This window comes from Thiorhodococcus mannitoliphagus (genome assembly GCF_010915725.1).
Taxonomy (GTDB): Bacteria; Pseudomonadota; Gammaproteobacteria; order Chromatiales; family Chromatiaceae; genus Thiorhodococcus; species Thiorhodococcus mannitoliphagus.
In genome coordinates this window covers 1-24,674 of sequence record NZ_JAAIJR010000086.1, presented here as the reverse complement: position 1 = coordinate 24,674, position 24,674 = coordinate 1, and the positions used below count along the sequence as shown (strand labels likewise).

Below are 24,674 nucleotides of genomic sequence, written 5' to 3'. Positions count from 1 at the left end.
TAACAGGATCTATGTGAAGGCTTGAATTATGTGAAGGACGAGCGCCGGCTCTAGCTAGGATGCCGCCTGGAGCCGCACTGAGCTTCGCATAATTTGAGCGCCTCGAGAAATCGGCGCAGTCCGTCGGGTGGCTGGTCGCGCGCCGGCTGGAAGACCGGTTCCCGACCTCGCGCGCGCTTTCGTCGTCGTAGCGAGGTTGGCTTCGACTGACTGGTGGCCGCGCGGAGCGCACATCGGGCTCCGGAGGTGATTGCCGTCTCTCTGGGGCAAGCCAATTATGTGAAGCTTCCACCGCCCCAGGCGGCCATCAACCCGCCTCTTGCCAAGACTCCCGCCCCTGGGCAGTCCTGAGCTTCACATAATCTCGACCTTCACATAAACGCGGTTAGCGGAAGGCCGAGCGTCTGGAAAGAGCGACGAATCAGGACCCTGAGCTGTCGATCATGGGCGCGCCGTCCAGCGACCGAAAACGAAGCCTGAGCTGCCGCTCAAGAGCCGGTGGTGAGCATCTGGAACTGGCCGTAACTACCCCTCGAGAGCGGGCGCGAATGTCGGGTTAGATCTAGAGTGAACTGGCGGTGCATCGCGTGCCCAGCTCAGCTGGGCCGATTCGTCCGGGGACATCGAGTTCGTGGAGAGGCTCGGCAGAGATCACCGCAGGCGTTGATTTTATCGTTTGTCCGCTATAATTTGATAGAAAGACAAACGATAGAAAAATATGCATACAGATGGCCTGATCAATTCTCGTGGCGATAGCCTGTCCGAGCGCATCCACCAAGCGCAGATCAGCCTGGAGTCTCGCCCGGATGCGGCCGCCGTTTTCAACCGTGCCACCACGGCCTTCATGCGTGCGCTGCTGTCGCTACGCGACGAGCTCAGCGCCGCTGGGCGCGACCGTCGGCTGCTGGCACAGGACGACAAGACGCTGCTTGCCGAACTCCTGATCCAGGCCCTGCAGGCGGATCCCCTGGTGTCGAAGGATCTGCGCCTGCGCCTGCGTGGACAGCTCGCGTTGCAATCCCTGCTGGAGGGAAGTGGCGGTGCCCTCACCGCCGCGGAGGTAGCGGAGCTGCTCGGTATCACCGAGGATGCGGTTCGCAAGCGTGCCCGCCGCGGTAAGCTGCTAGCCCTTCCGCGGGGCGGGCACAGCCTCTATCCAGCCGTTCAATTCGACCTGGACCGCCGCTGCCCGGTGCCCGGGCTAGACGCCGTTCTGGCCTTGCTCGACACCGAAAGCGCGCCCGCCAAGCTGCGCTTCTTCCTGTTGCCGGATGAGGATCTGGGTGCGGCGCCTATCGAGATCCTGCGCCAGGGTGATCCTCAGGCGCGGGGGCTCGTGGAGCGGAAGGCGCGGCAATTCGATACCCATCTGGCCGCTTGACGCCCGAGGGCATCGGGAACGTGGCGACCATCGTCCAGCCTGGCTCGTCTCTGGGTTGCTTGGTTGACGCAAGAAGCCGCCAATGACCATCCCCCCACCGCCGGCCGGTGGCCACCACAAGCTGCGCCTGCTGCGAGTACCCGCGGGCCACGCCTGGTATCGCGTCAGTCACCGCCGGTATGGCAGCGCGCTGCACTTCTCGAAAGGTTCGCACGCCCGCTGGAATGATCCGCACGGCGACTACGGTGTCCTCTATCTGGCAGACCGTCCTGAGACCGCCTTCGCCGAGACGTTCGGTCACGGCCTAATGAAGCGCCTGCCACCGGCAGCGGACAAGTTCATCATGCTGATCGAGCTGCAAGAACGGCATCTCTACCGTATCCGGTCCGTGCGAGATCTGACCATTGCGCTGTTCCATGGCCCGGGAATTCCCGCTCTGAATCTGGACGCCCGCCTGCTCACCACCCTCAACTACCAGTGCTCTCAAGCCTGGGCGCGCTGGACGTGCGAAGCGCCGGCGGCGCCGGCGGCGCCGGACGGTCTCCGCTATTCGTCGCGTGCGCTGCCCGGTGAGGGGATCAACACGGCCCTATTCGATCGCTGCCGCGATGCACTCACGGAAGAGGATCTGGGAGCCCTGGACATCTGGCACTCCGACACCGAGGATCTCGACATCTTCGATATCCTGGACACTCAAGGCTGGGGGCTGGTCTGACAACGGCGGATGGCCACCGCCGCGGCTGAGCCAGGTGAAGCTTTTCAGACGGCAGAAGAACTCTTCTCCCGGCGGCCAGGATTCGGCGCACCAAGCACTCACCTCGCCTAAGATGCGGAGTCTCACAGCAGCTGGCGACCCTGAGCCCGCCGTCCAGCGACCGGAAACACAGCCTGAGCTGCCCCCCAAGAGCCGACGCTAAGCGTCCGGAATGGGCCGAGTCCTTCCGGTTAGCCGTCGGGGGCGATTTCCCGCTCCTGGAACACAGCGCAAATCGCGGAACCTAGGAATCAGGCCCTCACCGAAGTTTGCATGCCGTGTTCTCGCTGAGGCAAGTGGCAAGATTCTTTCCCCTGCTGGAAACTTCGTCTCACAGCTTCAATGGGTTGTGGCTTGTCCCTCGTTGCGCCGTGAGGGACTTTCCGCTAACAGGATCTATGTGAAGGCTTGAATTATGTGAAGGACGAGCGCCGGCTCTAGCTAGGATGCCGCCTGGAGCCGCACTGAGCTTCACATAATTTGAGCGCCTCGAGAAATCGGCGCAGTCCGTCGGGTGGCTGGTCGCGCGCCGGCTGGAAGACCGGTTCCCGACCTCGCGCGCGCTTTCGTCGTCGTAGCGAGGTTGGCTTCGACTGACTGGTGGCCGCGCGGAGCGCACATCGGGCTCCGGAGGTGATTGCCGTCTCTCTGGGGCAAGCCAATTATGTGAAGCTTCCACCGCCCCAGGCGGCCATCAACCCGCCTCTTGCCAAGACTCCCGCCCCTGGGCAGTCCTGAGCTTCACATAATCTCGACCTTCACATAAACGCGGTTGAACTAATCCGCTCCGCGGGGCTTTGCGCAGCCATCCCGCCGCGTCATCGCATGGTGGCTGAGGCAGAGAAGACGCGTATCCTTTCTTAACCGTTTGCGCTCCGACGTCAACGCTCTGGCCTCTGACGTCCACACTCAAGACGACCCACGTCGGGTCGTTTCTTGAGGATCGGACGATGACACCCCTGCGCCAACGCATGATCGTCGCCATGCAGATGCATGGCTTCTCCCCGTGCACCCACGAGAGCTACCTGTCGGCGGTCCGGGACTTGGCGAAGTACACCAAACGCTCGCCGGACACGCTGACCCAGGTTGATCTCCAGCGCTACTTCAAGCACCTGGTCGTCGAGCGCCACCTCGCACCGGCCAGCGTGCACCTGTCCTACCACGGCATTCGCTTTCTCTACCGCGAAGTGCTCGCCTGGCCCGAGGTGAATCTGGAGATCGCCTTGCCCAAGCGGCCCCAACGCATCCCGGCGCTGCTGACCCGCGCCGAGGTGGCGGCGATCCTCAACGCCTGCAGCGATGACCGTCACCGCGCCATGCTGAGCGTGTGCTACGGCTGTGGGCTGCGCGTGAGCGAGGTCCTGGCCCTGCGGGTCAGCGACATCGACAGCGAGCGCAAGCTTCTGCGTATTGAGCAGGGCAAAGGGGCCAAAGACCGGCTGGTGCCGATCTCGCCCACTTTGCTCGAGACGCTACGCGCCTATTGGCGTCTGTATCGCCCGCCCGAGTGGCTCTTCACCGGGCGCGATGGCGCACCGCTGTGCTCGGCGACCTTGCAGCGGGCCTATACCCTCGCCAAGCGTCGCGCGGGGGTCACGAAAGTCGGCGGTATTCATGGGCTGCGCCACGCCTATGCCACCCACCAATTGGCGGCTGGACTCCAAGTCGAGCGCCTGCAACGCCTGATGGGACATCGCAGCATTCACACGACGCTGCGCTACGTGCATTGGCTGCCCAGTGCCCGGGAGGGGGAAGGCGAGCTCGATCTCATCGCCAAGCTGGAGGTGGCCCATGGCTGAGTTGGCTTCGCTTCAAGCGGTCATTCGGGCCTGTCTGGACGGCGTGGCCGCCACCCAGACCCTGAGCCCGCGCCAGTGGCAGGTCTGTCATCACATCCTCGACTGTCGCACCGCCGCCCTCGGCGGCTTTGCTCTGAGCTGCGATCAGTGCGAAGCGGAGGCGCTCTGCTACCACGCCTGCCGCGATCGGCACTGTCCGCGCTGCCAGCACCGGGCGTCGCTGGACTGGTGCGAGCGCCAACGCGCGGCGCTGCTGCCGGTGACCTACCACCATGTGGTCTTCACCCTGCCCTCCACGCTCAATGGCTGGATCGAGGTCCATCCCAAGGAACTCTATCATCTGCTGTTCGAGACGGTCTGGGCGACGCTCTCGGCCTTCGGATCCGACCCCAAGCGCCTGGATGGACAGCTGGGTATGACTGCGGTGCTGCATACTTGGGGACAAACGCTCACGCGCCACGTGCACCTGCACTGTCTGGTCCCCGGCGGAGCGGTCTCAGCTTCCGGGGAGTGGCATCCGGCCAAGAGCACCTATTTGTTCCCGGTCCGGGCGCTGTCCCGCCATGTCCGCGGCGGCTTCGTTAGCCGCCTGCGCCAGGCCGTTGAGGCTGGACGTCTGCCGCGGCTGAGCGATTCCCGGGAGATCGAGCGGGTGCTCAACACCCTGATGGGCCTCGAGTGGGTGGTCTACTCCAAGCCCTGCCTGGTGCACACCGAGACAGTCGTCGACTACCTGGGACGCTACAGCCATCGCACTGCGCTCAGCGACAGCCGCCTGGTCAGCTTCGACGGGCAAGCCGTCGAACTGAGCTACAAGGACTATCGCGACGGCGATCGCCGCAAGGTCATGACCCTCTCGGGCACGGAGCTGCTGCGGCGCTTCCTGCTGCATGTCCTACCCAAAGGCTTCATGCGGGTCAGGCACTTCGGGTTCCTGGCCAACCGCTGCCGCGCCCGGCGCTTGCCCGAGATCCGCACAGCGATTGCGGCGCCGACGGCGACGGTCAGTCCAGCGCAGGAGGGGAGCGAGGAGCTGACGCGGACCTTTGACGGCTATCCCTGCCCGACCTGCCGCACGGGACGACTGCGGGTGCGTGCCGCGTTGGCTCCGAAACGCCGCGACGGAGGATAAGGCTCACCCCTAAGCCTCGATTTCGCTTCAGTCTTCCAGCTTCTTTTCAGGCCCCAACGGGGTCTGCGCTAGCGCTCGCCTCGCCCCCGGACATTGGACTAAGATCGTGCTCACTGCATGTCCTCGCAGTACCCTCGGAGCTGCTTTGATGCCTGGTTTCTGCCTCCGCGAAGTCCCGCCTCCCCGATCGGCCGGCACCGGTGCGCCCACGCCAAGCGGGGCCTGTCGATACAATCCCCTCTCTATAAGGTCTCTCCGCATCGTCGCCGCCGGCGAGGGTGTGCCAGGATCGGATTAGTTCAACAGACATTTATCCATCGGGCGCCCAAGCGTCAGCGTGAGACCGGGCTTACTGCCAAGCGCCCGACGGATAAATGCTTAGTCATTATGTGAACATTCACATAACAGGATGCAGCGGACGCAGGGATCGCTGGAGCCAGTGACCATTCCTGGGAGGTCGTGCCTGTCCGGCAGTCGGAAGTGAGCTTCCAGCAATTGATCAGGACGCGAGTTTAGATGCCGATTACTAGCGGCGATCCCCGCGCCACGCCGCTGCCGCCTGGAGTCTTGTGCATGACAAGCAGTGATCTGGCCTGTCAACAACTGACCGAGGGCCGGCGGCAATCCAATAAACTCATTAAAAACAGATCTCTACAGAGGAAATGGCGCAAATTTCTCGAGTTTGGTTGCCGAGCCTCTACCTGGCTTGCGCCCCCCCAAAGCATCAGGAAACTTCAGCCGGAACTGCTGTCAGGCTCCCAATGTGCGATGGCATTTCTGGCGGAGAGTGCAGCGGCGCGATTGGCACCACGTTGGATTGGGCCAAACGCGAACTCTGGTAGTCCGAGCACTGCTCCGGTCTCAAACACTAACTCGAGGCGGTCGCCACGCTGATCGAGGAGGCGGCCCAACTCGCCGAGCGCCGCACCCTCTCCCAGCAAGTCCGCGAAGACCTCGACAGCGCCCAGACCGACCTCGCCAACCATCACCACCAGATGGACGACGCCCGCTAGGTCGCTGAAGGCTTGCCGATCAGCTCGGGTGTCACCGAAGCCTCTTGCAAGACCCTCGTCAAGCAGCGCCTGTGCGCCTCGGGCATGCGCTGGAAGAACACCGGCGCCAAGATCGTCCTCAGCCTAGGTGCCCTCACGCAGACCGCCGGGCGCTGGACTCAGTTCTGGCAGCGCATTGATCAGTGCAGCGCCGAATGTTTTTACTGAGACATCATGTGGAGGCCGAGCATGAAGTCTCAGGCCGCTTCCTGACCGACCTGCGCCAGCTCCCCGACCTGTCGTCCAGATCAAACACGAGGATTTTATCGACGGGCTCGACCTGGACGCGGACATTGATGACTAAACCACGCCCGCAGTCTAAAGTTCTATGACCGCGTTTCACCGAGATCGAGACCCCCAGGTAAACACAGAATGAAAATTACGCATCTTGCTCCGGACGCGGTTCAATTTCACTAAAGAAAAATTTAAACCGTGCCATCAGAGCAGGCGATAAGGCCGCCAAGACAGCGCGAAATTAAGATTTCGTATTTCACTCTGAGCGCGATTTAGATGGAGGAGAGACTAAATGGCAAATCGTGATGTGGTCGTGCTCAGTGCGGTACGCTCGGCAATCGGGACATTCGGTGGCTCGCTGAGCAGCTTGGAGCCGGCTGATCTGGCCGGTACGGTGATGAAAGAGTCGGTGTCGCGTTCCGGCGTTGACCCGCAACAGATCAACTATGTGACGGTCGGTAACTGTATCCCGACCGAATCCCGATACGCCTATGTCGCCCGGGTCGCCGCGATTCAGGCCGGCTTGCCGATGGACTCGGTGGCAATGGCCGTCAACCGTCTGTGCAGCTCGGGTTTGCAGGGCATCGTGAGCACGTCCCAGGCGATCATGCTGGGCGACTGCGATTTTGGCATCGGCGGCGGGGTCGAGGTGATGTCGCGCGGGGCTTATCTCTCGACCGCGATGCGCTCGGGCGCGCGCATGGGCGATACGCAGATGATCGACGCCATGGTCGCCACGCTGACCGATCCCTTCGGTGCCGGGCACATGGGGATCACGGCCGAAAACCTGGCCGAAAAATGGGAGATTTCACGCGAGGAGCAGGATGCCTTGGCCCTTGAGTCTCAGCGTCGCGCCGCCGCCGCCATCGCCGAGGGCCGTTTCAAGTCGCAGATCCTTCCCATCACGCTGAAATCGCGCAAGGGCGAGACAGTGTTCGACACGGACGAGCATGTCAGGGCCGACGCCACCATGGAGTCACTCGCCAAAATGCGGCCGGCCTTCAAGAAAGATGGCACGGTGACGGCGGGCAATGCCTCTGGAATCAATGACGGCGCGGCCTTCATGGTGCTGGGGGGCGCTGACGCGGCCGCGAAATCCGGTTACAAACCGATCGCGCGTCTGGTGTCCTATGCCGTGGCCGGAGTGCCCAACCACATCATGGGCGAGGGTCCGATTCCCGCCACCAAGATCGTCTTGCAGCGCTCCGGTCTATCGCTCGACCAGATGGACGTGATCGAATCCAACGAGGCCTTCGCGGCGCAGGCCATTGCGGTTTCCAGGGGATTAGGTCTCGATATGGCCAAGACCAATCCCAACGGCGGAGCGATTGCGCTGGGCCACCCCGTAGGTTGCTCGGGGGCCTTCATTGCCACCAAGGCCCTCTACGAACTCCAGCGCGTCAATGGCCGCTATGCATTGGTCACCATGTGTATTGGTGGCGGTCAGGGCATCGCCGCGATCTTCGAGCGCATCTGAACCTGGGACGAAACCGCGCCCAGAGTGAGAAACGGCTATTCACGCGACGGCAAGAAGGGACTCTTGCAGGTCAGCTAAGTCGTGGTCCATGAACGACTTCCCGATTTGCTCCGTACCGTCTGTCTACAAGGCGGGAAGTAGAAGTTGGACGTCCCCCAAGGGCTGCTGATCGATGCGCGTGGCTGCCCGGTGGCGCTCTCGGTGTTCTCGGGCAATCCCAGTGATCCGCAGACACTCCTCGCGTAGCTCGACAAGCTCTAGCAGGACTTCGCGCTGGGCTCCGTGGTCATCGTCGGCGATCGCGGCATGCTCTCGCAGCAGCAGATCGACGCGCTCAAGGCGCGCGATGGATCGCTTCGATGAGTTCAATCTCTCCGAATGCACCCATGAGCCGACATTCCTCACATCAAATGTGTAAAAATAATTTATCTATCTCGCTGATTTTATGTTCAAACTCAGCCGTTTCGAACACGAATTCAGGACAAATTGCCAGTCATCGCGGGACAAAATATTCCTGCGCTTCCTGGGCGTGAAAAGTCATTATTTTTTATCGCGACTATTCGCTGATTTTCGCTTCAAATTAGCCGAAGATCACGAAACTTCGATATGCGGAATGTCGGATGAGGACTTCCCCGGCGAGCGCTTGGTGGTGTGCCGCATCCGGCACTCGCCACGCAGCGCGCGGCCAAGCCCCGTGAGTTGCTCGAGGCGACCTGCACGCAGCTCAAGCAGGTGCAGCAGATGGTCGCCAACGCGCGCCTGAAGGATTGCGACAAGATTGGCGTGCGCGTCGGGCGGGGCATCAACAAGTACAAGATGGCCAAGCACCTGGTGCTCGACATCGCCACCGAGCACTTCGCCTTTCACATCGATGAGGACAAGGTCGCAGAAGAGGCGGCGCTCGATGGACGCGATGTCATTCGCACCCCGCTGCACGTCGAGCAGGTCGGCAGCGCGGATGCCGTGCGCCATGACAAGGACCCCAGTCACGTCGAATCCGCCTTTCGCACGCTCAAGAGCGCCGATCTGCAGATTCGCCCAATCGATCACCACACCGAAGAGCGGGTGCGCGCTCATCTGTTCCTGTGCATGCTCGCCGACTATGTCAGGTGGCACATGAGCGAGGCGTGGCGGGCGCTCCTGTTCGCCGATGAAGATCAGCACGCCTGGCCGAGCGCGACCCGCTGGCACCGGCGACGCGCTCCGAGGGCGCCCTCGAGAAGGCGGCCAGCACGCAGCGCGCCGATGGCTCCCCGGTCCATCGCTTTCGCACCCTATTGAACGAACTCAGCACCATCGTGCGCAACACCTGTCGGCGTCACGATGCCACCTGCGGAGACGAGATCTTCGAGATCGATACCACGCCCAACGCCAAGCAGGCTCAGGCGCTTGATCTGATCCAGCAGATCCGACTGTAGCGAGACGCATACACCCAGATTCTCTCGACACGCGAGCAGGATCAATCACATAACGCTTCGCATCGGCTGGAACTTCGGCTTAACCGCCTTGCACAACGTTGCGATCACACGCCCCGATGCCACCACGGCCGCTGAGCGCTTCTTCGCTCAGCCCCACCCATCCTTGTGCGAGCAGGTGCTTAAGCGCAAGCCCTGGCCGGCCCGACCGGCGCGACGACGACCGCGCCCGCGCCCGGCGAGGCAGCCGCACCTCGTCCCTGTGGCGGCTTAGCAACAGTGGACCAACCGATGATCAAGGCCCACGCAGATGACAGCGACCACGCAAGGCGGAGAGCGTCAAGAGCGCTCGGAAGCCGCCGCTCAGGACAGACCGCTGCCGAACACGTCGATCCTGGTTTGTGAGCCTTCACATGCCTGCGTCGCGCCGTCGATGATCCGTCAGCGGCGAGTGGCAGCATCGGGGTGCGGTGGTCGTGCTGGGGTTGGCGTGATTCGCACGGATGATCCAACCGCGGCCGCCGGGCTGTCAGAACAGCTCCTCGCGGTCGCGACCCTCCGCGAGGTCCGTCAAGAGACTCCGAAGCGCCATCATGGCGCTGGCCGCCTCGGCGTTCGGATCCCATCGGGTATTGCCCCAAGGGACCGGATCACGCAACTGGGAGGCCAGGCGCAATGGCTGGAGGACGCTGTAGATGGGCCGCCAATTCCCTTCGATGCGCAGGGCGAGTCGCGGATTGATCAGATACTGGCCATGCTTGAGACGAAGGAAGAGCTTGCGGTTGTAGGGATCGTCGCGTTGGATCTCGTTCTTCGACAAGATCGAGGAGATGTAGGGGCGCTTCTTGCGCCGCTCGGGGACGATGGAATCCGGGAAGTGCGCGAGCAGCTCGGCGAAGTCGACGGCCGAGAGCGCATTGCGGCGCCTCGCCCAGTGCTCGCCGAGGCGTTGATAGAAGAGCACCATGGCAATGCAGAGCATCAGATACTCCATCAGCCGTTGGTCGAGCTTGATCAGCCGCCCGTCGACCTGGATGTCCAGACTGGCTGGGGCGAGGCGCTCGAACAGCGCTGGGAGCTTGTTGCGGGCGAAGCGCGCGTCGGCGCAAGCCCGCTCCAGTGCGATCTGGAAGGCGTTGAGCCCGTTGCCATCCACCAGGCCGGTATCGGCGTCGCGATCGAGCAGCGTCTCGACCAGCTCCGCATTGCCCATGCGGCTGGCGATCATCAGCGGGGTCTGACCGAAAACGTTGCGGAAGTCGACACCGTATTGATCGACTTGGCGCAGGACGGTACCCGGATGCTTGAGGGTGTAGGGCAAGAAGTGCGTGCGCTCCAGCACCGGCATCGCCTTGTCGGGCTGCTGCGCGGTCTTGAAGCCGCCCTGGACCAGCGCATTGAGCAGACGCTGATCGCGATAGACCAGGGCGTACTCCATGAGGGCGATGCGCGCCTTCTTCTCGCCACGCTGCAGCGCCTTGTCTTCGAGTTCGGCCAGGGCGTCGCCCTGAATGACCGCCCAAGGCACCGCACGTTGCTTGAGGATCTGCTCGCGGATCTCGGCCGCCTGCTCCTCCTTGCCCTGCAGCTCCAGCCGATGGGCCTCGTGGCGCCACTCCTCCAGGCTCGAGCGCGCCTCCTCGACATCCTCCACACCCGCGAGCGCTTCGGTCAGCCCGAGCAGCGCGAGCAGCGGCTGCTTGGAGCGGGGCTCGATCAGGTAGAGATTCTTCACCGCCCGCGTCACCGCCACGTAGAGGGCGTTGATGTAGAACTTGTAGATCTCGAGCGACTTGTCACCCTTGTCGCGGGTGCGCGCATAGCGCAGCTCGCCCTGCAGGTCGGCCTCGCTGAGATCGCCGGCGATCTCGCGAAAGCGCTTTTCCTCGCCCGAGAGGAAACCGTAGAGCAGGACGTTCTCGTACTCCAGGCCCTTGGCCTCGTGGATCGAGAACACCAGCGGGGTGCGGAAGAACTGGCGGACCTCGGCCTTCTGCTCCGGATGCAGCACCAGGATGGCGAAACGCGCCGAGGCGGCGGTGCGCCGGTCGAGGTCGCGCTTGATCCGGTCGCTGTCCTGCAGCAGGGCGACACGCCCGAGCGCTGGGCCGCAGCTGCGCACCAGATAGTTGCTCTCGCGGTCCACGGAGCCGAAGCGCGCGTGCTTGATGTGCAGCAGCCGGTTGGCGATCGCGGTGACCTGGGGCGAGTTGCGGAAGTTGGCGTTGAGGATACGGATCAGATCCGCTGGGGCGCCGTCGCCCTGCTCCCGCCAGAACAGGGTCTTGACCTTGGACCAGGAGAAGAAGTTGGGGTGCACGATCTGGTTGGAATCGCCGCACAGGAGAAAGCCGCTGGGGGTGCGCAGCGCGCGCAGGATGAGCAGCAGCTGGACATTGGTCAGGTCCTGCACCTCATCGACGACCACGAAGTCGTAGCGCGGGCGCACGCGCGCGAGCCAGGCATGGCTGATCAGATTGGCGTCGAACCAGCCCTGCTCGGCGAGGAAGCGCAGATACTTCTCGAAGAGGTCGTAGACCTCGGCACGGGTCTCGGGCGGGTAGATCGACTGCTTCACCCCCAGGGCGCAATAGTCATCACGGCTGAGATAGGCACACTCGGGATCGGCGCCGCTGATCGCGCCCTGAAACTCCTCGAATAGCTGATGGCTGTCCTTCAATGCCTTCGGCAGGCGCTGGCGATCGGCCCAGGCGGAGAAGGCACGTGGCGTGATCTCCTTGCCATCGGGGACCTGGATGCTCTCCAGGTACTCGCGGAACGAGAGGAAATCGACGCTTTGGTCCTCGCGCTCCCAGCCGTTGGCGTAGTAGAGGTCGCGCGCGTTCTGCACCAGAAACGGCGAGCGTGTGACGTAGAGGACGTCACCGCTCGCCTCCTTCATCTTCTCCAAGGTCAGCGCCGTCTTGCCGCTGCCGGCGGAGCCGATGATCACCAACGGCGGCGGCTGCTGGTAGACCGCCTCCTGGTCATCGTCGAAGGACAGCACCTTGTCGAGCAGATGGAACCGGGGCAGCTTGGGGTTGAGATAGCTCAGCTGCGGCGCCTCCCCGGCAACCTCGGGCGCCACGGCCGGGATGCGCGCCTCGTCGATCTCCGCGCCCCGCGCCAAAAAGCGCGACTTCTCGTAGGCGTGTGCGTGGATGTACTCGAGCATCAGGACATAGCGCTCGTCCTGGTGGCGATAAAGCGCGAACAGCATCCGATTGCTGCGGTCGAGGCGCGCCCGATAGAGGTTGTCGCCCACCTTCTTGACCTCTGCCGAACTGAAATCATCGGCGGCCAGAGCGGCGGCGAGCTTGTCGTAGCCCGGAATCGCTGCGGTGTCGAGACCGCGGTAGGTGAGGATCTTCATAGAGCTGCAGGTGTCGGTGGAGGTGGCAGCGGAGTCGTCCGCTCTATCACGCCATCTTAACGACTCGGTCGCGATGCCGGCAGACCCGGACCCCTGGTCATTGCAAGGCACCGCAGCGGTCGGCTGCTTCGCGGTTGCCGTGCGCGCCGATGCGCGGGCCGGGGAGATTCCTTCGTTTCGGACGACGGTCATGCGGGCGAGGCACGTCGCAGGACTGGCCTGCTCATCAAGGTTGCCCAGTTGTGATGATTGCCCGATTGTGATGATTGCCCGATTGTGATGGTTGCCCGATTGTGATGGTTGCCCAATTGTGATGGTTGGTCGGACCTGTCGAGGATTCCTGACACAGGCCGCGCCCGGGCGGTCAGTCCGTCGTGACCGGAGCCTGGAGTACGAGCGTTTCTGGGGGCAGGCACAGGGCGTCGCTGCATGCCTGGAGGCGCAGTTCCACCGGCACCCAGGGGCGCGCCTGGACGTCCGGGTCGGTGGTTCGCTCCAGCGCCGCCTCGATCCGCACGCGGCCCTCGTAGACGGCCAGGGGCTCGCGCTGGAAGCCTAGCTTGAGGATCTTCGGGGGTGGATAACGGCGCTCCTCCAGGCGCCATTCAGGGGTGTCGCCCGTCAGGCGGACCCTGGTTGGGATCAGGTTGTCCTGCAGAGGCTGCTCGGCGTTGATGTGCCAACCTGGGCGCAGGCCAAGCTCCAGCACAAGCGTCGCGGCGCCCGGATCCTTGCGCAAGATGCGAGCCTCGACGCGCACGGCGCCGCGGGCGGCAGACTGCCTGGGGCCCGTCTCGCCGTGGCGCAGCCGGTTGAGCGCCAGCAGCAGGGAGGGGAACGCCGTGGGTTGGCGCTGCACCTGACCGGATACCGACGCCAGCAGTGACTTGGCCCGCTGGTCATCGCTCAAGTCGTCGCTGCGCCTGGACAGCGCGGCGAGGAGATGCAAGGCCGCGGAGGTTGCCGAGGGCATGGCCCCGTCGCTCAGGTCCTTGGGGCGGGCCATCAGCGGGGTGTCGGTGGCCGCCTCGCCCATGAAGAGTCCGCCCCCGTCGGGGTCGGCGAAGCGGCTCCACAGGGCATCGGCCAGCTCCCGAGCCCGTTCCAGCCAGCCTGGCTCCCCAGTGATGTCGTAGAGCGCGATCAGGCCCTCTCCCAGGAAGGCATAGTCCTCCAGCAGCGCCGGCTGGGCGGCGCGGCCGTCCAGATAGACACGCTTGAGCGCGCCGGGATCGCTGCGGACCTTGGCCCAGAGCAGGTCCGCGGCGCGCACGGCGGCGGCCACATACCTGGGCTCTTGCAAGGCATCGCCGGCCTCGGCGAGGGCGGTGATCATCATGCCATTCCAGGCGGTCAGGACCTTCTCGTCGCGGTGGGGATGCGTGCGGGTCTCGCGCTGCTGGTAGAGGGTCTGGTCGATGCGGTCCATCCGCTGCCACAGCTCATCGAGCGTGAGTCCCTGGGCTTCGGCGAAGGCCTCGGGCGCGACGGGGAGGTGCAGGATGTTGCGCCCCTCGAAGTTGCCGCCCGGGGTCACGCCATAGAGCGCTATGGCAAGCTCCGCGTCCTCGGGGTCGAGGACGGCCGCGAGCTGCGCCGGGGTCCAGAGGAAGAACCGCCCCTCCTCGCCCTCGCTGTCGGCGTCGGTGGCGGAGTAGAAGCCGCCCTCGGGGGAACTCAGGTCTCGCAGCACGAAATCCAGGATCCGGCGGGCCACGCGGGCAAGCTCCGGGTCGCCGATGAGACGCCAGGCAGTCACGTAGAGGCGCGCGAGTTGGGCCTGGTTGTAGAGCATCTTCTCGAAGTGGGGTACCAGCCAGGCGTTGTCGGTCGAGTAGCGGTGGAAGCCACCGCCCACTTGGTCGTGGATGCCGCCGCGGGCCATCGCCTTGAGGGTGAAGACGGCGGCCTCGAGCGCCTGGAGATCGTCCTGGCGCAGGGCCTGATCGAGCAAGAGGCTAAGCCGAGGCTCTTGGGGAAACTTGGGTGCCTGACCGAAGCCGCCCTGCAGATCGTCGTGCTGGGCCAGGGTGTCCGCGACGGCCTGGTCGACGATCGCATCCCCCAGCTCAGCGGCCTGGGACTCGACGGCGAGCGCACGGCTGACGGCGTCGGCAATCTGGCGGGCCTGCGCGCGCAGTGCTTCCGGGCGTTCCTCCCACAGGGACTGGGCCTTCTGAAGCAGCTGGGCAAACTTGGCGGGCGGGAAATAGGTCCCGGCGACGAGGGTCTCGCCCTCCGGGGTTAGGATGCTCGACAGGGGCCAGCCGCCCGAACCCGTCAACAGCTGCGCGGCGGTCATGTAGACCTGATCGACGTCGGCGTGGACCTCCCGATCGACTTTGACGGCGATGTAATGGCTGTTGAGCAGGCGGGCGATATCGACATCCTCGAAGCTCTCCCGCTCCATGACGTGGCACCAGTGGCAGGTCGAATAGCCGATGGAGAGGAACACCAGCTTGCCCTCCTGGCGCGCCCGCTCGAAGGCCTCGGGTCCCCAGGGGTACCAGTCGACCGGGTTGTGGGCATGCTGGAGGAGGTAGGGTGAGCCCTCAAAAATGAGACGGTTGGTGAACAAGGGCTGGCCGTCTGGGCGCAGGTGCTCGGTGCGCGGGCGATAGTCAGGCCCTTTGGCCGCGAGCGCCGTCTCAAGCCGGCGTTGCAGCTCGGGCGAACGCGAAGGGGCGGCTGGCAGCGCCTGCGCATTGGCCGATCCGCCACCGAGCATTCCGAGCATCAAGAACAAGACGGCGTTGCGCATGGATAGCCTCCTCGTCATCAAGCGACTCCACCGGCGGGCCGCGCGGATTTCAACTCGGTTGGCCTGGACGGCCGTGGGGCGCAGCACCGCCACTTCGGCGCCCTTATCCGGTCTTGAGCGCCGTCGCGCCGTGGTTACTAGGCGCCACAGCGGCCGCGTGGTGGCCCGGCTATTGACTCAGGTGGGGGATGGAGTGCATCGAGCGCAAGGGTACGTTGATGGGGCTGCACGATCTGGACATGAAACCGCCTGAGTTCGCGCGGCGAGCGCACCCCGCTGGCGTGGACGATGAGGCCGACCTCACGGGTGATGTTCTCGGCATAGGCCGCGACGCGCGACGCCTTGGTCGGTGGATAGATCCCCTTCTGGAGCCTGGGTGGTGATGCCGGTCTGCGCGTGTTCTTATCGCATTTGAGCGCCTTGATGTATCCCAGCATGAACATGAAGCCGCGTGCAGAGCAGACGAAGTCGGCACCGATGCATAAGGCCCAGGCGACGTCCGCTGGTGTGAACAACCCCGACGGCCTTGGATAATCGGACGCTTCATCGAAATTTGACTCATCTGCAAGCATTTTGCGCCCTCAAGGATTCTAGGGGCGCTCAAGCCCATAGCGCTTCATCTTCTGCCACAGCGTCTTGCGGCTGATGCCGAGCCGCTCGGCGGTCAGCGTCATGTTGAAGCCCGTGTCGGTCAGGCCCGCCAGAATCGCGGCACGCTCGCCCGCCTGGGCGTGGGCCTTCAGACCCTGCTCAGTCGTCGATGCATCGGGCAGATCCAGCGCCAGGGACGGTCCCCGACCCAGGATGCAGGCGCGCTCGAGCGCGTGCTGGAGCTCTCGCACATTGCCCGGCCAGTGGTGCTTCAGGAGCCGCTCGCGATCGCTGGCACCAAGCTCGCGGCACTCGTCAGGAAAGCGTCTGACATGCTCGGCGACATAGCGCTCGGCCAGCCAGAGGATGTCCTCCGGGCGCTCGCGCAGGGGTGGGATGCGGATCTCCAGGACGCGCACCCGATAATAGAGGTCTTCCCGGAAGGCTCCGGCGCGGACCAGGGCCGCCAGGTCGCGGTGCGTCGCGCACACCAGTCGCGCGGGCACCTCTAGCGCTCCGGTGCCACCGATTCGTGTCAATTGACGCGATTGCACGACCCGCAGCAACCGCGATTGCAGGGCTAGGGGCATATCGCCGATCTCGTCGAGAAAGAGCAGGCCGTCGCCGGCCTGCTCGAACACGCCCGCGCGACGGCGTTCGGCGCCCGTGTAGGCACCGCGCTCATGGCCGAACAGCTCGGCCTCGATCAGGCCCTCCGGCAGCGCCGCGCAGTTGACCGCCACGAAGGGCGCCCTGGGACATTGCAGGCGATGCAGCCGACGTGCGACCACTTCCTTGCCGACGCCGGATTCGCCGCAGATGAGCACGGGCGTCTGGGGATGGCGTGCCAGCCGGGCGAGCTCGGCCTCGATCTGGCACATCGCCGGGGAGATGCCCAGGCGGTCCTCCAGCTTGGTCGGCGGATCGGACGTGACGGGCGATTGACTCAGGGCACGCAGCTTGCCAATCAGCTCGCCGGGGTCGAGCGGCTTGGTCAGATAGTCGACGGCGCCCAGCTTGAGCAGCCGGACCGCATCCTCGATGCTGCCGTAGCCGGTGATGAAGAGGGTCGGCGGGACCGCTGTCCGGGAGCGCCGCAGGTGCTCGAAGAGGTCGATGCCCGAGAGATCGGGCAGGCTGACGTCGAGCAGGAGGAGATCGAAGCGCTCCGCCAGCAGCCTCTCGAGTCCGCCGCGCCCCGTGCGCTGCCACACGACGCCGAAACCCTCCAGGGTGAGCCGCTCGACCAGCGCCTCGCCCATGATGGCGTCGTCCTCGATGAGGCAGATCCGCGTCATGGCGCTTCCTCGGTCCCCAGGGGCAGCTCGACCTGAAAGCCGGTGCGCTCGGCGCTCGAGGCGACGCGAATCTGACCGCCCAACTGGGAGGCGATCTGATAGCAGATCCAGAGTCCGAGCCCCTGGGCGTGCGGGCGCTGCTCTGGGTAGGGCTCGAACAGATGTGCCAACTGCTCGGCGGGGATCGGGCGCCCCGGGTTTTCGACCCGCACCGCGAGCTGGCTACCGTCGCTCCCGGCCTCGACCCGCACCGCCCCGCCCGGCTCCGCGGCCTCAATGGCGTTCAAGAGCAGGTTCAGCAATAGCTGACGGACCGGGGCGGCCGGCAGGTCGAGCGCTGACGCCAGGCTGACGTTCCAGTCCAAGCCCACGCCCGAGCGCGCGAGCTTCGGCTGGACCAGGGTGCGCACATCCTCCAGATCCGTCGGGGCCAGGGTGCGGGAATCGCCGCGCGCCTCGACGAGGAGCGCCGACACGCTGCCGCGGATCTGCTGCAGGGCACGGTCGATGAGGTCCAGCAGGCGTGCGGTCCGCGCATCGAGGACCTGCCCTTGGCGATAGGTGTCGATCGCCATGAGCATGCCGCCGAGTGGGTTGTTGACCTCGTGGGCGACGCCCGCCGCGACCCGCCCGACGGCTGCGAGCCGCTCGGCCTGAAGCATCTGCTGCTCCAGCGCGTCCTTTTCGGCCAGTGCGGCCAGCATGGCGCTGAACTGACGCCCGAGCTGACCGATCTCGGAGTCGCTCTCGGGGACCTGACAGCGCAGCTGCCGAGCGTCCTCGGTTCCCACCCGCGCCATGCAGGCCGCCAGCTGCATCAGCGGCGACGCCATGCGGCGTCCCCAGAGCCAGCCGACCGGGAGCAGCACCGCCAGGACCGCCGCCGTGACCAGCACACCGCCGACCAGGATTTCGCGGAAACGTGCGAGGAAGGGTCGATCGGAGAGCAGGGCGATCAGCTCGCCGACCGGGCCGCCCTCGCTGGCTAGGGTGAGCCGCAGGACCCGGCGCGTGCCATCGTCTTGGCGCTCAATGGACCGTACCAAGGCTGGCACGGGCGCATCCGAAGTGGACGCGGCCACCGGCAGCCAGGGGAGCGCCCCCTCTAGCGGCTGATCCAGACGGAAGTGCTGGGGTCGATTGCTTGCGAAGACCCGCTGACCCGCGTCGATCACGATCCAGGTCGCGTCGGCGGCGTCTTTCTCCGGCCCCCGCAGCAGGGAGTAGGCGAGCCAGACGTCATCATGCAGCAGCGCCTGGACCAGGACCTCGGACATGGCATGCCCGAGACGCAGGGCGTTGCGTCCCTGATCCTCGCGGAGGTTGTCGAGCGTTTGCAGGCCCAGTGATAAGGCCATCGAGACCGCCGTGACCACCGCCGCCACGCTCAGGCTCAAAGGGAGTCGATGGCGATAGCTGGCGGGCGTGAGGCTCATGTCCGACGTCCCGCGTCCAGGCGCGCGGCCATCGCCGCGATGTCGTCGAAGAGCGCGGGCCGCGCGGGCGCGAAGCCATCCAGATTGAGCTCGTCGAGGAGCTGTCGGCCGATCGGGTCCTGGTCCTGGCGCAGCAGCACCTGGCGGATGGCCTTCAGGTCCGGCTCGGCGAGCCCAGGTGCGCCGGCGAGCGGCGGGAATCCGAACAGCGGCGAGCGCAGGATGATCCGGGTCCGTTCCGTCAGCGCGGGCACACGGCGCGCCAGCGTCTCCCAGACGTAGCTGTCGACGGCGGCTCCATCCGCCAGCCCCTCGGCGACGGCCTCGACGGCATGCCGATGGCCCCAGGTAAAGAAGGTCCTGCGAAAGAAGCGGTCCGGATCCAGTCCCTGCTCCAAGAGGGCGAAGCGCGGGTAGAGGTAGCCGGAATTGGAGTCCGGATCCGACCAGGCGAACAGGCGTCCCTGAAGGTCGCGCAGAGCTGTGAAGGACGAGTCGGCCCCGACAATGACGTAGGAGCGGTACTTGGGTTGTCCTTGAAAGCGCGGCACCGCGATGAGTGACAGCTCCCGCCGGTGCTGCACATAGGGATAGCCGCAGATCCAGGCCAGATCCAATCCGCCGCGCAACAGCAGGTCCATGATTTCGCGGTAGCGCGCGCGCTGGATGAAGACCACCGGGCGGGCGAGCTGCCGCTCGAGCCAGCTCGCCCAGAGACGGAGGAAGGCGACGCGGTCATCAAGAATGACCGGCGTCAGGCCGAAACGCAGCGCGGGTCTTTCGCCTGCGCTCGGGTCTTGCGCTGCGCCCGTGGCGATGGGCTCGCACCAGCCAGACGGGCTGATGCCGAGTAGGCCGATGGCGCGCAGAAGGTCCCGGCGTGTGAGCATAGATCGGCGTTACCTTTTCGTAACACAAAGACTGCAGACGTTACCAGAACTCCACGCGTGCTGCCTAGGCCATTGATTTCGCACAACCCTCAAATGGGTATGGGCTTTGCTCATGGCTCGGGACCATAAAAACGAGGAGGAGTGAGACCATGACCAATCTCAGCAGACGCCGCTTCCTGAAGGCGAGCGGGGCGGCGGCCACGGCGGGCGCCGCGCTCATCGGGAGCGGACTGGCAAACGCGCAGGAGCGGGCGGCGCCGGGGGCGACCACCTTGCCCTATCCGCGCGAGGCGATCGCGAAGGCAAGCGGCTTGCAAGACAACGTCCCGGTCGCCTTCAACTACCCGGATGCCGAGTCCTTCTGTCAGATCATCAAGACCGGGCGCCCGGTGCCCGGCGGCATCGGCCCGGATGGCGACATCGTCGCCTTCAGCACCCAATGCACGCACAACGGCTGCCCGCTGAGCTACGACAAGGAGGCACGCACCTTCAAGTGCGGCTGCCACTTCAGCATCTTCGACCCGGAGATGGCGGGACAGATGGTGGATGGCCAGTCGACCGAGAATCTGCCGCGCATCCTGCTCGAGCACGATACGGCGGACGACAGCCTCTACGCCGTCGCGGTCGAGGGGCTCATCTACGGCCGCCAATGCAATCTGCTGTGATCGGGAGACGCCCATGACCCAGTATCGAGACCGCATCCCGCTGCCGCCGCCGGACGCGCAGCGCACCAACATGACCTGCCACTTCTGCATCGTCGGCTGTGGCTACCAGGTCTATAAATGGCCGGAAAACCGCGAGGGCGGACGCGCGCCGGAGGAGAACGCCCTTGGGCTCGACTTTCGCAAGCAGCTGCCCGCGCTCAGCATCATCATGACCCCGCCGATGCACAACGTCGTCACGGACCGCGACGGCAGTCGCCACCACATCATGATCCTGCCCGACAAGGAGTGCGTGGTGAATCAGGGGCTGTCCTCGACCCGGGGCGGTCAGATGGCGAGCGTCATGTTCACGGGCGAGGGGCCATCGCGCCAACGGCTCTATTACCCCATGCTCTTCACCGGCGACGACTGGGTCGAGACCAACTGGGACCAGGCGTTGCAGGTCTATGCGGGGGTGACCAAGCGCATCCTCGACGCCAACGGACCGGACCAGATCGCCTTCGACGCCTTCGACCACGGCGGCGCCGGCGGCGGCTTCGAGAACACCTGGGGCAGCGGGAAGCTGATGTTCAGTGCCATCCAGACGCCCCTGGTGCGCATCCACAACCGCCCTGCCTACAACTCCGAGTGCCACGCCACCCGCGACATGGGCATCGGCGAGCTGAACAACAGCTACGAGGACTCGGAGCTTGCCGACACCCTCTTCTACATCGGCGCCAACGGCTACGAGACCCAAACCAACTACTTCCTGGCCCATGCCCTGCCGAACATGACGGGTAAGAATCTGGAGAAGAAGAAACAGTGGTTCCCCGGCGAGAGCGTTGCACCGGCCAAGGTCATCTTCGTCGACCCGCGCCGCAGTCTGACCATCTCGGTGGCGGAGCACCTGGCGGGCAAGGACAACGTGCTGCATCTGGCCATCCAACCGGGCACCGACACCGCCCTCTTCAACGGCCTCATGACCTATGTCGTGGAGCAGGACTGGCACCATGAGCGCTTCATCCGCGATCACACCAGCGGTTTCGAGGAGGCGCTGAAGGCCAATCGCATGAGTCTCGCGGACTGCAGCCGCATCACCGGGGTGGACGAGGCGGACATCGTCAAGGCGGCGGAATGGGCCTACAAGCCGAAGGCGTCCCGGCACTATCCGCGCACCATGCACGGCTACGAGAAGGGCATCATCTGGGGCAACGACAATTATCGCATCCAGTCCGCCCTCGTCGATTTGGTATTGACCACCGAGAACGTCGGCCGGCGCGGGAGCGGGGTGGTGCGCATGGGCGGTCACCAGGAAGGCTATGCCCGCCCACCCTATCCAGGCGGACGTCCCGCTCGCTATGTCGACCAGGAGATCATCCAGGGCCGGGCCAAGATGCTCACGGTCTGGGCCACCAATCCCTTCCAATCGACCCTCAACGCGGAGCAATTCCGCGAGGCGGTCCACCGTCGTTCCGCGATCGTGCGCGATGTTATCAGCAAGGCGCGCGGGGCGAGTGCCACTGATCTGGTCGACCTCATCTTCGATGCGGTGGAGAACCGCGGCGGACTCTTCGTCGTCGACATCGACCTCTACCACACCAAGCTCTCCGATGCCGCGCATCTGCTGCTCCCGGCCACGCATCCGGGCGAGATGAATCTGACCGCCATGAACGGCGAGCGGCGCATGCGCCTCTCCGAACGCTTCATGGACCCGCCCGGCGAGGCCAAGCCCGATTGTCTGATCGCGGCGGAGATCGCCAACACCCTCAAGGCCCTCTACGCGCAGGAGGGCAACACCGAGATGGCCGCGCGGTTCGGTGGTTTCGACTGGACGACCGAGGAGGACGCCTTCAACGATGGCTTCCGCAAGCCCGAGGGCATCGACAGCCAGGGCGGACCGACGGGCGACTTGGCGACCTACGAGCGCCTGCGCGCCATGGGCACCAATGGGGTGCAGTTGCCGATCAAGGAGTTCACGGGCGGCAAGCTCGTCGGTACCGAGATGCTCTACACCGACTACAGGTTCGACACCCAGGACGGCCGGGCACACTTCCTCCCCGCCCCCTGGAACGGACTGCCCGGCACCGTGGAGACCCAGCGGAAGAAGCATCGCTTCTGGGTCAACAACGGTCGAACCAACCATATCTGGCAGACCGCTTACCACGACCGCTACCTGGCGTTCCGTCGCGACCGCTTCCCCATGTCGCCACTTGAGATGAATCCGGACGACGCCGCGAGCCTGGGTATCGTCTCGGGCGACATCGTGGAGTTGCACAACGACTACGGCGCCGCCTTCGCCATGGCCTATCTGGAGCCGGACATCGCCCCAGGGCAGAGTTTTATGATGTTCGGCTATGACAACGGCGTGGTGGGCGACGTCGTCACCGACTGGACCGATCGCAATCTGGTGCCCTACTACAAAGGGACCTGGGCGGACATCCGCAAGGTCGGGACCATGAAGGACTATAAGCGCACCGTCTCCTTCAAGCGGCGGCGGTTCTTGAATGCCTGAGGCAACACCGGTTCTGGAAGGCGGCGAGGGCGCTCCCCTCGGTCGCTTTCCGGGGCGGGTATCCGATGCCGAGTCGAGCACACACCTTCCAGAGCACAGCATGAGCCAGCGAACCTTGACGGACGCCTTCGGTCGACGCATCCATTACCTGCGCCTGTCGGTCACGGACCGCTGCGATCTGAGGTGTCGCTATTGCCTGCCGAAAGGCTACAAAGGGTTTGAAGCATCTGAACACTGGCTGACGTTCGACGAGATCGTCCAGGTCGTACGAGCCTTCGCGGCCTTGGGCGTCCGTCATGTGCGACTAACCGGCGGCGAACCCTTGCTGCGCCGCGAGCTCCCGCTGCTGGCCGCCCGACTGGCAACCCTGCCTGGCCTGGATGACCTATCGCTTTCCACCAATGGGACGCGCCTGAAGTCCCTGGCGAAACCGCTCTATGCGGCGGGCGTGCGCCGTCTGAATATCAGCCTGGACAGCTTGCGCCCTGACGTCTTTAAGCAGATCACCGGGGGGTGCCTGGACCAGGTTTTGCGCGGCATCCAGGCGGCTCAGCGGGTCGGTTTTGCCCCAATTCGTATCAACACCCTGTTCATGCCCGGGGTGAACGACGACGAACTCGAGGAACTCATTGACTACTGCGGCGCACGCGGCTTCACCCTGCGTCTGATCGAGGCGATGCCGATGGGTGCGACTGGCCAGGCCGCGGCCGGTCATTCCTTGGATCCGCACGCTATCCAGCGCCGACTGGCACAACGTGTCGAGCTGCTCCCCGAGCTGCTGCCCGGCGGCGGCCCGGCACGCTACTATCGACTCAGCGGGACCGAGACTCACATCGGCTTCATCAGCCCACGCTCGCAGCACTTCTGCCAAACCTGTAATCGTGTCCGGCTCACCGTCGTTGGCACCCTGCGGCTCTGTCTCGGGCAGGAGCACAGTGCGCCCTTGCGCGTGTTGCTGCGGGCAGGCATCAGCGACGCTGAGCTCAGCGCTCATCTGCAGCGGGTCATCGCGTTGAAGCCAGAACGTCATCACTTCAACGAATCGCCCACGCCGATCACTCGCTTCATGTCGGCGACTGGTGGTTAGACACGGTGGCTATCAGCGAAGATCAGCGGCCGCTGCCGATCTTCTAGCTGACATCGTCCGCGCGGAGGTAGGCGAAAGCAATTGGCCGAGTCCTTCCGGAGAGTCTCTAGACCGAAGTTCCAGGGTGTAATCAAGAAACGTGCATGCGAATCAGACGAGTAGAAAATTTTATCGCGTATGCGCCTGGGTACATGTAAGTAACGATTCAAAAATAAGTTATACAACTTAATTAATCTATATAAAACTGTAAACTATTGTTTTATAGATATATTTTTGTTAAAGCAAAATTCATGCAAAAGAAAACATAAATATTGAATCGTTACTAAGTCTTTGATCCGCGCATCAGACTATAAACCCAGCGTTGGTCAGAAATCGACCGATTTATGGGTACAGTAGCCAGACGAATGCGGCGAAACCTGGCATTAGCCGCTGATTCATAAAGTAGTTTTCCGATAATTGGTGCACCGGGTGGCCGCCGGTGCTTTACGTACCCGCGGCTCCCACAGATCCGGACGTGCGGGACTGCCGCATCCGGCTCCTCGATTGAGCGCTCGCTGCACAACACATGTCGCACACCCGTTGGACCCTGAAGCCCATGACGCGATCTCCTGTCGTTTTGTTCAGATGGTCAGGTGACCCGATGTTCACACCATCGTCCCTTCAGAAGATGTCTCAACCGATCGGTCGCTTCCCTCCCACGGGTCCGCTCGGGTGCGTTCCCCGTGCTCAACGGTACGATCAACCGACTCTGACTGCTCAGCCGCCATCGCGCCGCACCTCGTGGCCTTCGCTTGGCGCTACCTTGCCGTCGGTCCTCTTCGCTCCCGTGAGCCGGACCACC

At 64.4% G+C, this 24,674-nt stretch carries 18 protein-coding genes and 1 pseudogene; 12 read left to right on the top strand and 7 right to left on the bottom strand.

Annotation, left to right across the window (positions count from 1 at the left end; genetic code table 11):
* Nucleotides 1–718 precede the first annotated feature (718 nt).
* From G3480_RS18065 to G3480_RS18040, 6 genes and pseudogenes are all read left to right on the top strand, one after another.
* A complete protein-coding gene (locus G3480_RS18065; RefSeq protein ID WP_164655284.1) occupies nt 719–1,381 on the top strand; it encodes a helix-turn-helix domain-containing protein in 663 nt (220 codons plus the stop codon).
* Nucleotides 1,382–1,463: 82 nt separating this feature from the next.
* Nucleotides 1,464–2,096 carry an RES family NAD+ phosphorylase gene (locus tag G3480_RS18060; protein ID WP_164655283.1) on the top strand — a complete coding sequence of 211 codons (633 nt, stop codon included), beginning with the start codon at nt 1,464–1,466 and terminating at the stop codon, nt 2,094–2,096.
* A gap of 989 nt (nt 2,097–3,085) precedes the next feature.
* Entirely contained in the window at nt 3,086–3,934 is an 849-nt protein-coding gene (locus G3480_RS18055; RefSeq protein ID WP_164655282.1) for a tyrosine-type recombinase/integrase, read from the top strand.
* Nucleotides 3,927–5,066, top strand: coding sequence for an IS91 family transposase (locus G3480_RS18050; RefSeq protein WP_164655281.1), 1,140 nt, complete (start codon nt 3,927–3,929; stop codon nt 5,064–5,066). Before G3480_RS18055 ends, G3480_RS18050 begins: the two co-directional genes overlap by 8 nt.
* Nucleotides 5,067–6,040: 974 nt before the next feature.
* Nucleotides 6,041–6,286: pseudogene (locus G3480_RS18045) on the top strand (ISKra4-like element ISHhy1 family transposase); the annotation flags it as partial.
* A 358-nt stretch (nt 6,287–6,644) separates the two neighbouring features.
* On the top strand, nt 6,645–7,829 hold the full coding sequence (locus G3480_RS18040) for an acetyl-CoA C-acyltransferase family protein (RefSeq protein ID WP_164655279.1): 1,185 nt from the start codon (nt 6,645–6,647) through the stop codon (nt 7,827–7,829).
* A 123-nt stretch (nt 7,830–7,952) separates the two neighbouring features.
* Here the strand turns inward: G3480_RS18040 and G3480_RS18035 are convergent, their stop codons facing one another.
* Entirely contained in the window at nt 7,953–8,198 is a 246-nt protein-coding gene (locus tag G3480_RS18035) for a hypothetical protein (RefSeq protein ID WP_164655278.1), read from the bottom strand.
* Between the two features lie 282 nt (nt 8,199–8,480).
* On the opposite strand from G3480_RS18035, the gene G3480_RS18030 reads away from it, so the two are divergent.
* From G3480_RS18030 to G3480_RS28535, 3 genes are all read left to right on the top strand, one after another.
* On the top strand, nt 8,481–9,110 hold the full coding sequence (locus tag G3480_RS18030; RefSeq protein WP_164655277.1) for a hypothetical protein: 630 nt from the start codon (nt 8,481–8,483) through the stop codon (nt 9,108–9,110).
* The gene (locus tag G3480_RS18025) at nt 9,107–9,247 is read left to right on the top strand and encodes a hypothetical protein (RefSeq protein ID WP_164655276.1); all 141 of its coding nucleotides are present in this window, start codon (nt 9,107–9,109) and stop codon (nt 9,245–9,247) included. Before G3480_RS18030 ends, G3480_RS18025 begins: the two co-directional genes overlap by 4 nt.
* 88 nt (nt 9,248–9,335) lie before the next feature.
* On the top strand, nt 9,336–9,518 hold the full coding sequence (locus G3480_RS28535; RefSeq protein WP_240905904.1) for a DUF6399 domain-containing protein: 183 nt from the start codon (nt 9,336–9,338) through the stop codon (nt 9,516–9,518).
* A gap of 255 nt (nt 9,519–9,773) precedes the next feature.
* Here the strand turns inward: G3480_RS28535 and G3480_RS18020 are convergent, their stop codons facing one another.
* The 6 genes from G3480_RS18020 to G3480_RS17995 form a co-directional block, all read right to left on the bottom strand.
* Nucleotides 9,774–12,617, bottom strand: coding sequence for a UvrD-helicase domain-containing protein (locus tag G3480_RS18020; RefSeq protein WP_164655275.1), 2,844 nt, complete (start codon nt 12,615–12,617; stop codon nt 9,774–9,776).
* Nucleotides 12,618–12,981: 364 nt separating this feature from the next.
* The gene (locus tag G3480_RS18015) at nt 12,982–15,378 is read right to left on the bottom strand and encodes a thioredoxin domain-containing protein (protein ID WP_164655274.1); all 2,397 of its coding nucleotides are present in this window, start codon (nt 15,376–15,378) and stop codon (nt 12,982–12,984) included.
* 137 nt (nt 15,379–15,515) lie between these two features.
* Nucleotides 15,516–15,893 (bottom strand): glutamate synthase-related protein, encoded by a 378-nt coding sequence (locus tag G3480_RS18010; protein ID WP_164655273.1) that lies wholly within the window; start codon nt 15,891–15,893, stop codon nt 15,516–15,518.
* A 75-nt stretch (nt 15,894–15,968) separates the two neighbouring features.
* Nucleotides 15,969–17,267 (bottom strand): sigma-54-dependent transcriptional regulator, encoded by a 1,299-nt coding sequence (locus tag G3480_RS18005; protein ID WP_164655272.1) that lies wholly within the window; start codon nt 17,265–17,267, stop codon nt 15,969–15,971.
* On the bottom strand, nt 17,264–18,703 hold the full coding sequence (locus G3480_RS18000; protein WP_164655271.1) for a sensor histidine kinase: 1,440 nt from the start codon (nt 18,701–18,703) through the stop codon (nt 17,264–17,266). Before G3480_RS18000 ends, G3480_RS18005 begins: the two co-directional genes overlap by 4 nt.
* Nucleotides 18,700–19,593 (bottom strand): substrate-binding domain-containing protein, encoded by an 894-nt coding sequence (locus G3480_RS17995; protein ID WP_164655270.1) that lies wholly within the window; start codon nt 19,591–19,593, stop codon nt 18,700–18,702. Before G3480_RS17995 ends, G3480_RS18000 begins: the two co-directional genes overlap by 4 nt.
* A 149-nt stretch (nt 19,594–19,742) precedes the next feature.
* On the opposite strand from G3480_RS17995, the gene G3480_RS17990 reads away from it, so the two are divergent.
* The 3 genes from G3480_RS17990 (at nt 19,743) to moaA (ending at nt 23,833) form a co-directional block, all read left to right on the top strand.
* Nucleotides 19,743–20,258: an arsenate reductase (azurin) small subunit gene (locus G3480_RS17990; protein ID WP_164655269.1), complete on the top strand. Its 516-nt coding sequence runs from the start codon at nt 19,743–19,745 to the stop codon at nt 20,256–20,258.
* A gap of 13 nt (nt 20,259–20,271) precedes the next feature.
* On the top strand, nt 20,272–22,746 hold the full coding sequence (locus G3480_RS17985; RefSeq protein ID WP_164655268.1) for an arsenate reductase (azurin) large subunit: 2,475 nt from the start codon (nt 20,272–20,274) through the stop codon (nt 22,744–22,746).
* 100 nt (nt 22,747–22,846) lie between these two features.
* Nucleotides 22,847–23,833, top strand: a complete 987-nt coding sequence (gene moaA, locus G3480_RS17980; RefSeq protein WP_164655285.1) for a GTP 3',8-cyclase MoaA — start codon at nt 22,847–22,849, stop codon at nt 23,831–23,833.
* Nucleotides 23,834–24,674 lie beyond the last annotated feature (841 nt).

Bases quoted from the DNA above. Each gene is read 5' to 3' on its own strand.
- G3480_RS18065 (WP_164655284.1), top strand. From the start codon at position 719: ATGCATACAGATGGCCTGATCAATTCTCGTGGCGATAGCCTGTCCGAG.
- G3480_RS18060 (WP_164655283.1), top strand. From the start codon at position 1,464: ATGACCATCCCCCCACCGCCGGCCGGTGGCCACCACAAGCTGCGCCTG.
- G3480_RS18055 (WP_164655282.1), top strand. From the start codon at position 3,086: ATGACACCCCTGCGCCAACGCATGATCGTCGCCATGCAGATGCATGGC.
- G3480_RS18050 (WP_164655281.1), top strand. From the start codon at position 3,927: ATGGCTGAGTTGGCTTCGCTTCAAGCGGTCATTCGGGCCTGTCTGGAC.
- G3480_RS18040 (WP_164655279.1), top strand. From the start codon at position 6,645: ATGGCAAATCGTGATGTGGTCGTGCTCAGTGCGGTACGCTCGGCAATC.
- G3480_RS18020 (WP_164655275.1), bottom strand. From the start codon at position 12,617: ATGAAGATCCTCACCTACCGCGGTCTCGACACCGCAGCGATTCCGGGC.
- G3480_RS18015 (WP_164655274.1), bottom strand. From the start codon at position 15,378: ATGCGCAACGCCGTCTTGTTCTTGATGCTCGGAATGCTCGGTGGCGGA.
- G3480_RS18005 (WP_164655272.1), bottom strand. From the start codon at position 17,267: ATGACGCGGATCTGCCTCATCGAGGACGACGCCATCATGGGCGAGGCG.
- G3480_RS18000 (WP_164655271.1), bottom strand. From the start codon at position 18,703: ATGAGCCTCACGCCCGCCAGCTATCGCCATCGACTCCCTTTGAGCCTG.
- G3480_RS17995 (WP_164655270.1), bottom strand. From the start codon at position 19,593: ATGCTCACACGCCGGGACCTTCTGCGCGCCATCGGCCTACTCGGCATC.
- G3480_RS17990 (WP_164655269.1), top strand. From the start codon at position 19,743: ATGACCAATCTCAGCAGACGCCGCTTCCTGAAGGCGAGCGGGGCGGCG.
- G3480_RS17985 (WP_164655268.1), top strand. From the start codon at position 20,272: ATGACCCAGTATCGAGACCGCATCCCGCTGCCGCCGCCGGACGCGCAG.
- moaA (WP_164655285.1), top strand. From the start codon at position 22,847: ATGAGCCAGCGAACCTTGACGGACGCCTTCGGTCGACGCATCCATTAC.